Genomic DNA, 13,674 nt, shown 5'->3' on the forward strand with positions numbered 1-13,674 from the left:
TCCTATTTAATACAACTTAGCAAACAATAGGTTTCATGTAATGGTAACCCTATAACGGAAGAGTAGGAGCCGCGTAAGAACAATACGAACATCCCAGCTAGGCCTTGTATATTGCATCCCCCTGCCCTATTTTTCCACTCTTCTGATGCTAAATAATACTTAATTTCTTGTTCACTGAGACGTTTAAATTTCACTATTGTAACCACAGTTCTAATATGTTGTTTAGATTGATCGGGAGTTAATAGACACACACTGGTATATACTCTATGCCTTCTTCCTGATAACAAGCGGATGCATTTTTCTGCTTGCTCAACGTTTTCAGCTTTAAGCAATATCCTTCTACCACAAGCAACAACTGTATCAACGCCAAGCACAAAATGATCTGGATTTGAGCTTTGTATTTTCTCAGCTTTACTTTTTGCCATACGGATTGAGTAATCCTTCGGAAGTTCCTTTTTCAAAGGAGTTTCGTCTATATCTGCTGGCAAAACTAAGCCTGGCTTAATATTGATTTGTTTTAGTAAAGCTATACGCCTTTTCGATGATGAAGCAAGAATAAGATTATTTAGAGATCGTTCTGTCACTTGTACCTTTAAGCCTTCTAATGATCCGACCTTTTTTCGCATTCCTATCGTAAATGCTCATCTCAACTAACACCCTATCCCCTATAATGATGCGTATTTTACTTCTTCTCACTTTCCCTGATACATGACAGATAATCTCATGTTCATTGTCCAGTTTCACTCTAAATTCTGCTGCAGGTAGTAAAGCAGTTACTGCCCCTTCCACTTCAAAAATTGTTTTTGATTTCTCGTCTTTTATCATATGTTATATTATAATTTAATAATCTTTTTCAGTCTACTATAGATTTTAAATTATTATCAACACAAAAGACTTTTTGCACCCCACTTAAGTATTTCTCTTGCAACTTAACCCCAACCATCTTCACAATAATGCGAGAGGAAGGCGAGCTACCTATCTACGCTTCTACTCCTTGCCTGTGCTCTGATAGGACTTACGGACCCTAGGACTAGAACTGAACTACAAGGATGATTATCACAATTCTCCTCATTGCTATCATATGCGCTATCATTGTCCCCTTCCTGTGGAACATAAGACTCATTATCAGATTCACTATCAAAGCTTAAAGATGTATTAAATAGGACTTGATCTGACACTTAAAATAAGTAAGTTATAAAATAATAAAAGAAAGGAGTGTTAGAAATGAGTACAATACAAACAAAAATACTAAAACCAAAGCTAGGGTTATTAGAGCTAGCAAAACAACTAGGAAATGTATCTCAAGCATGCAAAGTGATGGGATACTCAAGAGATACATTTTATCGGTTTAAGGTGTAAAAGACAAGATTTAATGTGACAGACAAGAATTAACTGACAGAAGAATTGAGGTAGTCAAAACTAATATCAGGCTCTTGTTTAATGCTACTAATGTTTTTCTGAAAAGCAATATATTTACTATCAAAAAACGTTTGCATAGGTGTTTTGCCATAGCAATACTTACCCGAGTGAGGCCTTGTCTCATTATAAGAACGCAACCAATAATCAACATCAATCTGTAGATCTTCCAAAGAATTGTAGATTTTCTTTCTAAAGATAATATTGTAACACTCATCTTGCATGGTTCTATGAAATCTTTCACATATGCCATTGGTTTGTGGAGAGTTGGCTTTGGTTCTAGAATGATCGATATTTTCGATTCCCAAATATAACTGATAAGCGTGATTTTCTGGCTTGCCACAATACTCTGTACCCCTATCAGTTAGAATGTGTAATAATGGAATTTTCTGCTCATCAAAAAATGGAATAACTCTATCGTTGAGGAGGTCTGCAGCTGTAATAGCTGTTCTGTCCGTGTAAAGTTTAACCATTGCAACTCTCGAATAAGTATCAACAAAAGTCTGCTGATAAATTAGCCCTATACCTTTGATATTGCCCACATAATAGGTATCTTGAGAACCCAAATAACCTGGATGTTGTGTCTCAATTTCACCATGAGCTTCCCTTTGTTCTTTAACTTTTTCTAAAGCTGTAAGTTGTTCTTCAGTTAAAATGATTCCTTCTTAAGCTACTTTTGTCTCTAGCGCTTTAAGTCTCTTTTTGAGAGTTTCAAGGTCATTTCTTAGCCATACAGACCTTACTCCTCCCTGAGAAATTATTATACCTCTTTTTCTCAGTTCATTTGCAGCTCTTTCTTGCCCATATGCTGGAAATTCTGTTGCTATACCAATCACTGCTCTTTCTATATCGTCGGAAACTCTGTTCGCTAATAGCGGTTTTTTCTTACTTATTTCATGTAATGCTTCCTCTCCTCCATTTTCATATAACTCCTTAAACCGATAAAATGTATCTCTTGAGTATCCCATCACTTTGCATGCTTGAGATACATTTCCTAGTTGTTTTGCTAGCTCTAATAACCCTAGCTTTGGTTTTAGTATTTTTGTTTGTATTGTACTCATTTCTAACACTCCTTTCTTTTATTATTTTATAACTTACTTATTTTAAGTGTCAGATCAAGTCCTATTTAATACAGATAATTTCTGTTTTTTGATTCTATCTGTCCATTTATCATTTTCTATATCTTGTTTGTTGGTTGCTCTTTTTTCTTGCTCAACAATTGCCTTATCTACCTTCTGATAAATTGCATCAATTGCATTAATTGCATTTTTTTCTTTGTATACTTCGCTTTTCCCTTCAATAATTAACTTAATAAAAGTATTTACAACAGACTGCACTTGATTATGATTAATATGGCCTCTTATCAAAGAAGGTAAAGAGCCTAATTCCATTATATGTTGACCTATGTTATTATCTATACCTTCTGTATGCATTAACATTTCATCATCAAACTCTTTCAATACTTCTGATGCTATTTTACCTTGAAAGGAAAGCCCTAAATTATCTGCTACTTCACTTATTAATAACTCTCTGTTTTCTTTATTATCTTCCAATTTAGCATAATTACTCAATAGATCCATAACTGTAGATACTCTGACTTCAACAAGATCATTAACATCTTCATCTTCTAGAGCAACTCCTGACCCCAAGAACCTCTCTCTGAGATTTTCGCTTAAAAGATTGATAAACTCTTCATTTGCATCCGATCCTGTAGTAGATATTGTACCATCTAAATAGTTACTTTGAGCACCGAAGTTACGCTCTATTTGTATTCTTATCTCAGATTTAAATCCTAATTTTGCACAGAATTTCTGAAAATATTCTTTAATAATGTCAAACAAGCTCTTGCCATTATCTTTATAATTTTTTAACTCTTCAGGAATAGTAAGTGACAATTTACCCTCACCGTATGTTACAAAGTTTTCACCATTGTGAGATTCAATTGTAAATTCCAATGAACTGGGCAGATTACATATCTTATCCCCATGCATAACTTGATCTTTGACAGAAAGTATCGGTAGCCTCATATCAGATCTAATTCTCACATTATTTTGGTTAGCACAATCAATGTTTATTACTTTTTTAGGATTTTCTACTATGAACGACTGTCCAAGTGCAAGTTGGGTTTGTATAAATGGAGCAGCCTCATACCCTGCTTGATTACAATTGGTGACTAGCTCTTCTAAAATAGCATCACTTGGAACTTCTGCCCCAGCGTATCTAAACATTTTCTTGAAAACTTCTTTTGCAAAGGAACGGTAATCCTTGTTTTCATCTCTCTCTGTAGGTAATAGATGGATATACCCATGGCCAGCATTGTAAAATTCTTCAAATTCTTTCTTATATGAATCGGTCATTTGATGATCAGCAATTTTGGGATTTTCACAGTGATTTTTCCACAGCTCACCCAATGCATTACTTACAAGCTCTTTCTCAATATCTTCGAGTACTGAAGCAACAAAAGCTTTGCCACGATCCGTATCTATTTCTCTTGTTCCTTTTTTGTTAAATATTTCGTCATTATATATATCATCACTATTAAAAAGTTCGCTTTTGCAGTGCTTAGCTCCTTCCTTAAATGCAATAATAAGATTTTTATCTATTTTTTTTCCGTTAATAATAAAATTCATCCTTTGAAAATCTAAGAACATTGTTTCACCAGAATTTGCTAATTTATTATCTTGACCGGCTTTTAATTTACTAAAATTGAACTTTTTAGCTGTGGCCTTTAATCTAACTACTGGACTATCCTTCCTCTCTTTCATAATTAATACCTTACTGTAAATGCGCTGTAAGTTGTATCATATAATGATGAATAATTTGATAATATATAAAAAAAGTCGATAGTATATTTCTTTATTTAAGAGGTGTAGGAAAGGTGTAAGATTTTAAATTTCTCTTTCCATTTGTAGCGTACTGCATTAATATTTATGTATTAATTTAGAAAATAATGATGAATAACATTGTAATTGTTGGTCTGCAATGGGGTGACGAAGGCAAGGGTAAAATAGTAGATTATCTTTCTGAGAATGCAGATGTAGTTGTGAGATTTCAGGGAGGAAATAATGCAGGGCACACTATAGTAATAGATGATGAGGTTTATAAATTAAATTTACTGCCCTCTGCTGTTTTGAGAACGGGCAAAATATCTATTATAGGAAACGGTGTTGCTCTTGATTCACATGCTCTAATCTCAGAAATAGAGTCATTGAAAGTTAAAGGAGTGGACGTAAACTATAACAACTTGATGGTATCCGAGAGCTGTCCATTAATACTTAGCGTACATAAGGACAAGGAAAAGCTATTTGAAGATTTAAACGGAAATCACAAAATTGGTACAACAAACAAAGGGATAGGGCCATGTTATGAAGATAAAGTTGGCAGAAGAGCTATACGCCTTTGTGACTTAGAAAACGCAGATGAGCTCAATAAAAGAGTGGATACTCTTCTTAATTACCACAATGCTATCAGGAAAGGCCTTAACTACCAGATGGTTAAAAAAGAAGAAATATTAAAGGAAATTCAAGAGATTTCAGAAAAAATTCTTTCATATAAAAAACCTGTGTGGAAGATATTGAATAGCTTTATGAAAGAAGGTAAGAAAATAATATTTGAAGGCGCCCAAGGCACGTTTTTAGACATCGACCACGGAACTTACCCTTTTGTTACTTCAAGTAATACTGTAGCGTCGCAAGCAATAACAGGCTCAGGATTAGCCTCCAATGCTTACATTATTGGTGTGGTAAAAGCTTATACAACAAGAGTGGGCAATGGTCCATTCCCTACTGAGCAAAAGAACGAGATTGGAGATAGCTTATTTACTGTAGGCAAGGAACTTGGAACAGTGAGCAATAGAAGAAGGCGCTGCGGATGGTTTGACGCAGTTTTAGTGCGCCAGGCTGTGCAACTTTCTGGAGTCTCAAGTATTGTATTAACTAAACTAGATATCCTTGATTCTTTTGACACAATTAAAATATGTGCTGGTTACAAGTATAGCGGAAAAATGTATGATTATTTACCCGCATCACATTCAATACAAGAAGAATTAGAGCCAATATATGAAGAGTTTCCTGGCTGGAAAGAAAACACTCAAGGTAAAAGGCCGATTAAAGCATTGCCTATCAATTTAATAAAATATATAGATAGGGTAGAAAAATTAATAGGCGTACCAATTCATCTCATTTCAACCAGCCCAAAGAGAGAGGATGTTATTAAGCTTAAAGATTTCTGAAAACGTTTTTTTAACTTTTATCCAATAAAAAAAATACTTGCGTAACTTTGAATAGTCTATTATGCAAGGTAGTAAGTGAGCAGTGTATCATGAAAGATAAAAGCTCAAGGTTAACACTTGCAGTTATTTTTACACAATAATCATAAAATTGGTGTAGAACGTGGTTTGATTTTTTTGAATATATGTTAATTAGTATAATATAAACACAGTCAAAGGAGGTGTGTTATGATTGGAGGTTTGACTAAGGGAGACAAAGCAGCAGAGGCAGGAAAAATAGGTGATCAATTTGAAAAGCATTTTTGTATTGGACCAACTTCACTGAATAGGGAAGTTTATTACTCTACGCTTATCTACCATACATTCAAAGAGTTATATTCACAATTAGGTAATACCTCTTATGCTGATAAAACGAGATCAGAAAAAGAAATAATCGATTTTTATGTTCTACCTCAATTTGCACGTTTTAAAGAAATTATTGATGAAGGTGTAAAAAAAGATTCTTCGTTTGCAAATTCTGCTATTGTAAAGTTTTGCTACTCAATTATAAAAGATAATAAATTACTTAAAGGATTAGAAAAAGTTAGTATTCCTGCCAAAAACTCTAGTGTAAAGGCAAGGATAAGCTTTCAACTGGAAAATCTGAAAGAAAAGGTGTGGTTCTTAAGAAAACTAAAGGAAAAAAAGAATTTCACTTACGTGCAGGGGGCTTTTGGGGATGAGTGGAGTTTTTATGACCTAATAAACGATAACGATAGAGATTTTAAACAAACGTACATAGATAAAGCAGTAACAGAGTCTGCTAATAAGAGCTTTAAGGAAGATATAAATAAATACATAAAGTTGGCAGAGCTGGGAAAAAAAGCTGCAAGTAAATATTTTGAGAGGAAAGACGTAGAGCTTCAAGCTTATTACACAGAAACTGATAACGCTCATAGAGTTTTGAATGTTAACCTTATTAATTACAATAGAAGTGAGCCAACAAGAATTAGTGACATTTTACAGCAAGAGAAAGATATTAAAGAATTGAATATCTATTGCAATAAAAAACATGAAATATACGCTCATCAAGAAGATAAGAAAAGATATTATGAATTTAAAGAAGGCGCATGTTATGAAATGACAAGCACTTGGCCTGTAGAGAATGGATCCAGAATGTGTACCATGATTATGAATGTGAGTAGTAGCGACATAACTGAAGTACTAAAATTTGATGGTGAAGATTTTGTGTCATCGGAGGAGATCCTAGAATTAATAAAGCAAAACGATGAATTATATATTCAAGGTCTCTCCTTACATGATGCTGTAATGAAATCACTAGAAAAGGGTAAGGCTGCTGATGTTGTACCTACTGCTAATAATAATTTTCAAAATGAATCTATAGCGGCCTATCAAGATAAGGAACCAGGGGGGGAATCGAAAGGTCCAGACCCTAAAGTTGATGATGACAATAGCCTTCATCCTTCTCCTTCTATATAATAGCAATGCATCAACTCAAACAGAAGTTAAATTACAACAGATTGCAACTCAGACAGAAATTAATTCACAATAAACCGAAACTCAAACGGAAGTCAATTTACAACAGATTGCAACTCAGACGGAAGTTGCTTCACAACAAATAACTGATTTACAAAACAGGTTTGGAAAAGAAGAGCAAAAAAACACAAAATTGCAAACTGAACTGGCACAAAAAGATGAAGAGTTAGCAAGCGCGTTAGCAGAGCTACAAGGGAAAGCACAAGAACTTAAAAGTGTATATGAAGAAAAAGGAAAGCTAAGGTGTAAAAGACAAGATTTAATCTGACAGACAAGAATTAACTGACAGAAGAATTGAGGTAGTCAAAACTAATATCAGGCTCTTGTTTAATGCTACTAATGTTTTTCTGAAAAGCAATATATTTACTATCAAAAAACGTTTGCATAGGTGTTTTGCCATAGCAATACTTACCCGAGTGAGGCCTTCTGTATTAAATAGGACTTGATCTGACACTTAAAATAAGTAAGTTATAAAATAATAAAAGAAAGGAGTGTTAGAAATGAGTACAATACAAACAAAAATACTAAAACCAAAGCTAGGGTTATTAGAGCTAGCAAAACAACTAGGAAATGTATCTCAAGCATGCAAAGTGATGGGATACTCAAGAGATACATTTTATCGGTTTAAGGAGTTATATGAAAATGGAGGAGAGGAAGCATTACATGAAATAAGTAAGAAAAAACCGCTATTAGCGAACAGAGTTTCCGACGATATAGAAAGAGCAGTGATTGGTATAGCAACAGAATTTCCAGCATATGGGCAAGAAAGAGCTGCAAATGAACTGAGAAAAAGAGGTATAATAATTTCTCAGGGAGGAGTAAGGTGTAAAAGACAAGATTTAATGTGACAGACAAGAATTAACTGACAGAAGAATTGAGGTAGTCAAAACTAATATCAGGCTCTTGTTTAATGCTACTAATGTTTTTCTGAAAAGCAATATATTTACTATCAAAAAACGTTTGCAGGGAGTGTTAAATAAACTGTGTCAAACCGAAAAAAAAGTAATAAATTGATATAAAAAAATGGAGGTTTGACAATGAGTCAGAAAGTAGTAAACAGAACTACCGGTTTGGTAGATTATAAAGAATTAGAAACAAATATCCTGTCGTCTATACGAGAAGGAAGACCGTTGACAGGAAGAGATGGAGCATTAACACCGTTTATAAAAAAGTTGCTGGAGGTAAGCCTGGAAGGTGAAATAGAAAACCACTTGTCGGCTGAAAGCGAAGAGAATAATCGAAGAAATGGGAGGAATGCAAAGACTTTACGTACAAGCGCAGGGTCATTTGAGCTTTTGACGCCAAGAGATAGGGAAGGAAGTTTCGAACCACAAATAGTCAAAAAAAGGCAAACAAACTTACATCCAGAGCTTGAAACGAAGATTTTGAGCACATTTGCCAGTGGTATGGGCTATAGAGATATAGTGTCACATGTTGAGGAAATTTATGATCACAAAATATCGGCGGCAGAGATATCAAGTATTACTGACAAATTGCTACCAGTAATCAACGAATGGCGTAGTCGCCCGCTGCAGTCTGTATATCCGATAGTTTTCATGGATGGCATGTTTTTTAAAGTCAAAGAGGACGGGCATTGCGTAAGTAAATGCATGTATAACATATTAGGCATAGATCAAAATGGCAAAAAAGAAGTATTAGGTTTTTATTTGGCTGAAAGTGAAGGAGCTAACTTCTGGTTGGGAGTGCTAAATGACCTCAAAGAAAGAGGAGTAGAAGATATCCTTATTGCCTGCGTTGATGGGCTGAAAAGCTTTCCTGCAGCTATAAACAGTGTCTTTCCTAATGCGGAAGTGCAGATGTGTATAGTGCATCAGATACGCAACTCACTGAAGTATGTGGCCAGTAAAGATGCGAAGAGTTTTTTGAGCGATTTAAAGAAGGTATATCAAGCTTCAAGCAAGGAAATTACCGAGAATTATCTGTTGGAATTGGATGAAAAATGGGGCACAAAGTACCCTATGGTTATAAAATCTTGGCAGAATAATTGGGAAAACTTGTCTGGTTATTTTAAGTATTCTGGTCCAGTTAGGAGGATAATCTACACCACCAATCCCATAGAGGGGCTACATAGGCAAATTAGGAAATTCACTAAGACCAAAGGCTCATTTACCAGCATAAATGCCTTGTATAAGCAGGTATATTGTGCTATAAAGAAGGCAGAGGAAAAGTGGACGATGCCTGTACATGATTGGGCATTAACTATCTCTCAACTTGATGTTTTCTTTCCTGGCAGATTGAAAATTGAGTTGAACTAAAAATGCGGTTTGACACAGTTTATTTAACACTCCCCGTTTGCATAGGTGTTTTGCCATAGCAATACTTACCCGAGTGAGGCCTTGTCTCATTATAAGAACGCAACCAATAATCAACATCAATCTGTAGATCTTCCAAAGAATTGTAGATTTTCTTTCTAAAGATAATATTGTAACACTCATCTTGCATGGTTCTATGAAATCTTTCACATATGCCATTGGTTTGTGGAGAGTTGGCTTTGGTTCTAGAATGATCGATATTTTCGATTCCCAAATATAACTGATAAGCGTGATTTTCTGGCTTGCCACAATACTCTGTACCCCTATCAGTTAGAATGCGTAATAATGGAATTTTCTGCTCATCAAAAAATGGAATAACTCTATCGTTGAGGAGGTCTGCAGCTGTAATAGCTGTTCTGTCCGTGTAAAGTTTAACCATTGCAACTCTCGAATAAGTATCAACAAAAGTCTGCTGATAAATTAGCCCTATACCTTTGATATTGCCCACATAATAGGTATCTTGAGAACCCAAATAACCTGGATGTTGTGTCTCAATTTCACCATGAGCTTCCCTTTGTTCTTTAACTTTTTCTAAAGCTGTAAGTTGTTCTTCAGTTAAAATGATTCCTTCTTAAGCTACTTTTGTCTCTAGCGCTTTAAGTCTCTTTTTGAGAGTTTCAAGGTCATTTCTTAGCCATACAGACCTTACTCCTCCCTGAGAAATTATTATACCTCTTTTTCTCAGTTCATTTGCAGCTCTTTCTTGCCCATATGCTGGAAATTCTGTTGCTATACCAATCACTGCTCTTTCTATATCGTCGGAAACTCTGTTCGCTAATAGCGGTTTTTTCTTACTTATTTCATGTAATGCTTCCTCTCCTCCATTTTCATATAACTCCTTAAACCGATAAAATGTATCTCTTGAGTATCCCATCACTTTGCATGCTTGAGATACATTTCCTAGTTGTTTTGCTAGCTCTAATAACCCTAGCTTTGGTTTTAGTATTTTTGTTTGTATTGTACTCATTTCTAACACTCCTTTCTTTTATTATTTTATAACTTACTTATTTTAAGTGTCAGATCAAGTCCTATTTAATACAAATAATCATCTTCTCCTTGCCGCTATCGGTGCCTATACCGGTTCCACCTGGTTATACAACTATTCTTTCTATACCTTTAATCTTATTCTCACTGCAGCTTCTATTTGGATTTGATTCTCCTTGGATGCCCAGTTGGCTAGAAAGAAAATCTTTTCAACGTTCAACACTAGCTCTTGTGGTAGAGAAAACTTCCCCTGTATTAGAAAAAATAGAAAAATTCATGAAGCCAAGACTGTCTTTCATTTTCTATGGGCCTGGTGAGAAGATTCTGGCTTTTATGATGTTGCTTTGTGCAATAATAATAGCTCTTCCTTTACCTTTTACTCACTTCCTTCCTGCAATTGGCGTAATTCTTATTTCACTTGGTATTATGAGTAAAGACGGGTTTCTATCCATATTGGGAGTTTTAGTGTCATTGTGTGCGTTGTTGCTTACTCTTGTTGTAATAGTCAAAGGACCACAACTTATAACCGGAGCACTTTCTCTTCTTAAAAGCTTCGTACATAGTTAGGTTTTACAACACCTTAACAAAAAATGAAGCATTAGTGTAAAATGAATAACGAATATTGAAATATAGTAATAATTATGTTAGTTATAAGGAACAATCTTATTAAAGGGTAGCTGTGCAAAAAAGTGAGAAATTGGCTGAAAATAAAAAATTAGCTTCTGATATTCTAAAAGAGGTTGCAGATACCGATAACGCTAATAGCGATAAAGTGACATTGTTTGATATTAAAGCAGCTTTGCAAGAGCGCGGTTTTGGTATTTTAATAATAATCTTTTCCTTGCCGCTATCGGTACCTATACCGGTTCCACCTGGGTATACAACTATACTTTCTATACCTCTAATCTTATTCTCACTGCAGCTTCTGTTTGGGTTTGATTCTCCTTGGATGCCTCACTGGTTGGAAAGAAAATCTTTTCAACGTTCAACACTAGCTCTTGTGGTAGAAAAAACTTCTCCAGCATTAAAAAAAATAGAAAAGTTCATGCAGCCAAGAATGTCTTTCATTTTCTATGGGCCTGGTGAAAAGATTTTAGCTTTTATAATGCTGCTTTCTGCATTATCAATAGCCCTTCCACTACCTTTAACTAACTTTATCCCTGCAATTGGTACAACTCTTATCTCACTTGGTATTATGAGTAAAGACGGATTTCTCTCTATATTGGGAGTCTTAATATCATTGTGTGGGTTATTACTTACTCTTGTTGTAATAGTCAAAGGGCCACAACTTATAATCGGGGCATTTTCTTTTCTAAAAAGCTTTGTATATGGTTAAGCTTTACAACACTTTAACAAAAAAAAAAGAACTTTTTACACCGATCAATACAGATCACGTAAAAATGTATGTTTGTGGGCCAACGGTATATGATACGGCACATATAGGCAATGCACGGTCTGTTGTTGTTTACGATGTGTTATTTCAGCTACTTAAGTTTTGTTATGGCAAAGTTACCTATGTGCGTAACATAACCGACATTGATGATAAGATAATTAATGCAGCAAGTGAGAAAAATAGCAATATAGAAAGTATAACCACACATTACATTAAGGCTTTTCATGATGATATGGGAAGAATAAATTGTAAAGAGCCAACACACGAGCCAAAAGCAACGGAAAACATAGATTATATTATAGAATTAATTGAATATTTGCTGCAATTAGGTCACGCTTACGAATCTGACAAACACGTGTATTTTAATATAGAATCTTACCATGAATATGGTGCTTTATCAGGAAAAAAAACTGATGAATTGATTCATGGTAGCAGGGTTGGAATTGATGAAAATAAAAAGCACCCTGGAGATTTTGTGCTGTGGAAGCCTGCAAGTGATATTGACTATAAACTTTCAAGTTATTGGAATAGCCCATGGGGAGAGGGCAGACCTGGATGGCATATAGAATGCTCAGCAATGTCATATGCTTACCTTGGCAAAGATTTTGACATTCATGGTGGCGGTATAGATTTACAATTCCCTCATCACGAGAATGAAATTGCACAGAGTAAGTCTGCATTTGCTGGATCAATGTTTGCAAAATATTGGATACATAATGGTTTTCTTACAGTAAATGAAGAGAAAATGAGCAAGTCCTTATTTAATATAGTCAAAATAAGAGAATTGCTTGATAGTGGAATAAAAGGCGAGGTAATACGTTATGCACTGCTCAAAACTCACTATAGAAAACCACTTGATTGGACAGAAAACGTTATTTCCGATGCACAAGAAACCTTAAATAAATTTTATCGGTTATCACGTGGTTTAGATACAACGAATATTGATGAAAGTAACGCAGAGATTTCTAAAGATTTTATAGACGCTTTAAAAAACGACTTAAACATTCCTGAAGCTCTAGCTATACTGCATGAAATGGCTGCAAAAATCAACAAAATGAGTAATGAAAGTGAAAAGCTTAAATTAACTGAGAGTTTTGTTAAGAGCGCTAGATTTATTGGTCTTCTTGAGTCAAGTTATCAAGAGTGGTTTACTGTGGATGTAAATCATCAAGAAATAGAAAGGCTGATAGACTTAAGAAAAATTGCAAAAAAAAATAAAAATTACGATACTGCAGACAAAATAAGGGATCAGTTGAAACAAATGGGGATTACAATTTCTGACAACGAAGATGGTACAACAACTTGGTAAACTTATATGGAAGATTACTTTCTGCTGTTTAAAGACAGCCTATTATCATCGTTAATCTTGCCTATACACCAAGGCTTTATGTTTGAAGCTATGCTGTACTTTAGATCACATCACAATCTACTACTGATGTTGTTTTTTGGAGTACTAGGATCAAGCCTTGGTGGAACAGTTAATTGGTACTTAGGTAGAATAACAATCTCTATACGAAAATCATACCACAAATTAGAAAACGAATATACAATGCCAAAAGTTACAAAAAATTTGCTAATTTTTACAACTTTATTACTTTCGTGGGTGCCAGCACTTGGAAGTGTGATTCAAATTTTATCAGGTTATTTCAAGTTAAACCTTTATATCCTTGCCCCTTTAATCATTCTATCTAATTTCTTCTATTTGTTATATCTAATACTTACTTTTGGAGTATAACAGCTATAGTACTACAGCTATTAAAAGCCCACTTCTGTTATCCTATGCC

General features: G+C 34.6%; 10 protein-coding genes and 6 pseudogenes. 9 read left to right on the top strand and 7 right to left on the bottom strand.

Features of this window, described 5'->3' with window-relative positions:
• Positions 1-2 precede the first annotated feature (2 nt).
• From ACE38O_RS04255 to ACE38O_RS04265, 3 genes are all read right to left on the bottom strand, one after another.
• Entirely contained in the window at positions 3-584 is a 582-nt protein-coding gene (locus ACE38O_RS04255; RefSeq protein ID WP_374698360.1) for a Maf family nucleotide pyrophosphatase, read from the bottom strand.
• Positions 562-825 carry a translation initiation factor IF-1 gene (gene infA, locus ACE38O_RS04260; RefSeq protein WP_164224845.1) on the bottom strand — a complete coding sequence of 88 codons (264 nt, stop codon included), beginning with the start codon at positions 823-825 and terminating at the stop codon, positions 562-564. The genes ACE38O_RS04255 and infA overlap by 23 nt, the downstream gene beginning before the upstream one ends.
• A gap of 146 nt (positions 826-971) precedes the next feature.
• Complete coding sequence (locus ACE38O_RS04265) at positions 972-1,178, bottom strand: hypothetical protein (protein ID WP_374698361.1); 207 nt, start codon at positions 1,176-1,178, stop codon at positions 972-974.
• A gap of 46 nt (positions 1,179-1,224) precedes the next feature.
• On the opposite strand from ACE38O_RS04265, the pseudogene ACE38O_RS04270 reads away from it, so the two are divergent.
• Positions 1,225-1,353 (top strand): annotated as a pseudogene (locus ACE38O_RS04270) (helix-turn-helix domain-containing protein); the annotation flags it as partial.
• A gap of 35 nt (positions 1,354-1,388) precedes the next feature.
• Here ACE38O_RS04270 and ACE38O_RS04275 read toward each other — a convergent pair.
• Both ACE38O_RS04275 and ACE38O_RS04280 read right to left on the bottom strand, forming a co-directional pair.
• A pseudogene (locus ACE38O_RS04275) lies at positions 1,389-2,477 on the bottom strand (IS481 family transposase).
• Between the two features lie 54 nt (positions 2,478-2,531).
• Positions 2,532-4,181 (bottom strand): hypothetical protein, encoded by a 1,650-nt coding sequence (locus ACE38O_RS04280; protein WP_374698362.1) that lies wholly within the window; start codon positions 4,179-4,181, stop codon positions 2,532-2,534.
• Positions 4,182-4,369: 188 nt separating this feature from the next.
• On the opposite strand from ACE38O_RS04280, the gene ACE38O_RS04285 reads away from it, so the two are divergent.
• Together ACE38O_RS04285 and ACE38O_RS04290 are read left to right on the top strand one after the other, a co-directional pair.
• On the top strand, positions 4,370-5,647 hold the full coding sequence (locus ACE38O_RS04285; RefSeq protein ID WP_374699082.1) for an adenylosuccinate synthase: 1,278 nt from the start codon (positions 4,370-4,372) through the stop codon (positions 5,645-5,647).
• A 225-nt stretch (positions 5,648-5,872) separates the two neighbouring features.
• On the top strand, positions 5,873-7,123 hold the full coding sequence (locus ACE38O_RS04290) for a hypothetical protein (RefSeq protein ID WP_374698363.1): 1,251 nt from the start codon (positions 5,873-5,875) through the stop codon (positions 7,121-7,123).
• 335 nt (positions 7,124-7,458) lie between these two features.
• On the opposite strand, the pseudogene ACE38O_RS04295 reads toward ACE38O_RS04290, so the two are convergent.
• Positions 7,459-7,605 (bottom strand): annotated as a pseudogene (locus ACE38O_RS04295) (IS481 family transposase); the annotation flags it as partial.
• Positions 7,606-7,680: 75 nt separating this feature from the next.
• Here ACE38O_RS04295 and ACE38O_RS04300 point away from each other — a divergent pair.
• Positions 7,681-8,004 (top strand): annotated as a pseudogene (locus tag ACE38O_RS04300) (helix-turn-helix domain-containing protein); the annotation flags it as partial.
• Positions 8,005-8,217: 213 nt separating this feature from the next.
• The gene (locus ACE38O_RS04305; RefSeq protein WP_374698228.1) at positions 8,218-9,456 is read left to right on the top strand and encodes an IS256-like element ISWpi15 family transposase; all 1,239 of its coding nucleotides are present in this window, start codon (positions 8,218-8,220) and stop codon (positions 9,454-9,456) included.
• Positions 9,457-9,475: 19 nt separating this feature from the next.
• On the opposite strand, the pseudogene ACE38O_RS04310 reads toward ACE38O_RS04305, so the two are convergent.
• A pseudogene (locus ACE38O_RS04310) lies at positions 9,476-10,480 on the bottom strand (IS481 family transposase).
• A gap of 68 nt (positions 10,481-10,548) precedes the next feature.
• On the opposite strand from ACE38O_RS04310, the pseudogene ACE38O_RS04315 reads away from it, so the two are divergent.
• From ACE38O_RS04315 to ACE38O_RS04330, 4 genes and pseudogenes are all read left to right on the top strand, one after another.
• A pseudogene (locus ACE38O_RS04315) lies at positions 10,549-11,064 on the top strand (exopolysaccharide biosynthesis protein); the annotation flags it as partial.
• 112 nt (positions 11,065-11,176) lie between these two features.
• Positions 11,177-11,833 carry an exopolysaccharide biosynthesis protein gene (locus ACE38O_RS04320; protein WP_374698364.1) on the top strand — a complete coding sequence of 219 codons (657 nt, stop codon included), beginning with the start codon at positions 11,177-11,179 and terminating at the stop codon, positions 11,831-11,833.
• Positions 11,826-13,199 (top strand): cysteine--tRNA ligase, encoded by a 1,374-nt coding sequence (cysS, locus tag ACE38O_RS04325; RefSeq protein ID WP_374698365.1) that lies wholly within the window; start codon positions 11,826-11,828, stop codon positions 13,197-13,199. Before ACE38O_RS04320 ends, cysS begins: the two co-directional genes overlap by 8 nt.
• A 6-nt stretch (positions 13,200-13,205) precedes the next feature.
• Positions 13,206-13,625 (top strand): DedA family protein, encoded by a 420-nt coding sequence (locus ACE38O_RS04330; RefSeq protein ID WP_374698366.1) that lies wholly within the window; start codon positions 13,206-13,208, stop codon positions 13,623-13,625.
• The last annotated feature ends 49 nt before the right edge of the window (positions 13,626-13,674 follow it).

It is taken from the genome of Wolbachia endosymbiont (group B) of Limnophora tigrina (assembly GCF_964263235.1).
Lineage (GTDB): Bacteria > Pseudomonadota > Alphaproteobacteria > Rickettsiales > Anaplasmataceae > Wolbachia.

Excerpts from the sequence above, each read along its gene's own strand:
- ACE38O_RS04280 (WP_374698362.1), bottom strand. The coding sequence starts at position 4,181 with ATGAAAGAGAGGAAGGATAGTCCAGTAGTTAGATTAAAGGCCACAGCT.
- ACE38O_RS04305 (WP_374698228.1), top strand. The coding sequence starts at position 8,218 with ATGAGTCAGAAAGTAGTAAACAGAACTACCGGTTTGGTAGATTATAAA.
- cysS (WP_374698365.1), top strand. The coding sequence starts at position 11,826 with ATGGTTAAGCTTTACAACACTTTAACAAAAAAAAAAGAACTTTTTACA.
- ACE38O_RS04330 (WP_374698366.1), top strand. The coding sequence starts at position 13,206 with ATGGAAGATTACTTTCTGCTGTTTAAAGACAGCCTATTATCATCGTTA.
- ACE38O_RS04290 (WP_374698363.1), top strand. The coding sequence starts at position 5,873 with ATGATTGGAGGTTTGACTAAGGGAGACAAAGCAGCAGAGGCAGGAAAA.
- infA (WP_164224845.1), bottom strand. The coding sequence starts at position 825 with ATGATAAAAGACGAGAAATCAAAAACAATTTTTGAAGTGGAAGGGGCA.
- ACE38O_RS04285 (WP_374699082.1), top strand. The coding sequence starts at position 4,370 with ATGAATAACATTGTAATTGTTGGTCTGCAATGGGGTGACGAAGGCAAG.